Origin of the sequence: Micromonospora sp. M51, from assembly GCF_018070305.1 — a bacterium.
Lineage (GTDB): Bacteria > Actinomycetota > Actinomycetes > Mycobacteriales > Micromonosporaceae > Micromonospora > Micromonospora parva.
Window position 1 is genome coordinate 1 of sequence record NZ_JAGPXZ010001248.1, and the last position, 1032, is coordinate 1032.

Genomic DNA, 1032 nt, shown 5'->3' on the forward strand with positions numbered 1-1032 from the left:
GGCGCACTGGACCCGGACGACCTCAACCGGCCGCTGCGTGACTACCGGCCGATGGGCGCGTACGGCACCAGCAAGCAGGCGAACATCCTGTTCACCGCCGAGGCCGCCCGGCGCTGGCCGGACATCTCCGCGTACTGCTTCCACCCCGGGGTGGTTCGCACCCGGTTCGCCAACGACAGCAGGTTGGTCGCGTTCGGCATGCGTTTCATGCCCTTCCGCAGCCCCGAGAAGGGCGCCGAGACGCTGGTGTGGCTGGCCAACCAGGACCGCTCCCGGCTCATCAACGGGGGTTACTACGTCGACCGCCGGCCGCGTCGGCCCCTGCGGAAGGCGGCCGATCCACAGCTCGCCTCCCGGCTGTGGGCGGCGAGCGCCAAGGCCGTCGGTCTGGACACCTGAGGTGGCCGGCCGGCTGACACTCGTCGCGGTCGTCGAGTTCACCGTCGGGGCGGAGGCCGCCGGGCGGCGTTACGAGGATGCCGTGCTGGCCCTGCTGGGGCGGCACGGCGGTTGGTTGGAGCGGCGACTGCGCGGCACCGACGGCCAGACCGAGGTGCACGTGATCCGGTTCGACTCCCGGGCCGGGTACGAGTCGTTCCTCGTCGACCCGGACCGGGCGGCCCTGCGCGGCGAGCTGGGTGAGGCCGCCCCGACGACCCGGGTCATTGAGGTGCGGGAGGGCTAGCCAACCGCGCGGGAGACGCGCCCCGGCGCGCGGCCCGACCGCCGCCCAGCACCACCACCGCCACACCGGCCAGCAGCAACGCCATCCCGAGCAGCGCGTACGGGCGGGGCACCTGACCCAACCAGGCCCAGCCGAGCAGTGCGGCGCCGGGCGCTTCCAGCAGGATCAGCACGCTCACCGTGGTCGCCGGGATCTTCCGCAGGGCGTAGTTGAACATCGAGTGCCCGAGCAGTTGGGCACCGGCCACCAGAGCCAGGATGGCCAGCCAGGTACGCCCGTCGAACCCGGTCAGTCGTACGCCACCGACCAGGCACAGGGCCAGCAGGATCAGCGCGCAGATCCCGTAG

At 72.5% G+C, this 1032-nt stretch carries 2 protein-coding genes and 1 pseudogene; 2 read left to right on the forward strand and 1 reads right to left on the reverse strand.

Translation table 11 applies throughout. The features are described 5' to 3' along the window. Positions 1–399 (forward strand): annotated as a pseudogene (locus KBX53_RS34025) (short-chain dehydrogenase); the annotation flags it as partial. A 1-nt stretch (position 400) separates the two neighbouring features. Next, positions 401–685: a hypothetical protein gene (locus KBX53_RS34030; RefSeq protein ID WP_210863933.1), complete on the forward strand. Its 285-nt coding sequence runs from the start codon at positions 401–403 to the stop codon at positions 683–685. On the opposite strand, the gene KBX53_RS34035 is transcribed toward KBX53_RS34030, so the two are convergent. After that, on the reverse strand, positions 663–1032 hold a 370-nt coding region (locus tag KBX53_RS34035; protein ID WP_210863934.1), incomplete at its 5' end, for an EamA family transporter. The two genes, KBX53_RS34030 and KBX53_RS34035, sit on opposite strands and share 23 nt — an antisense overlap.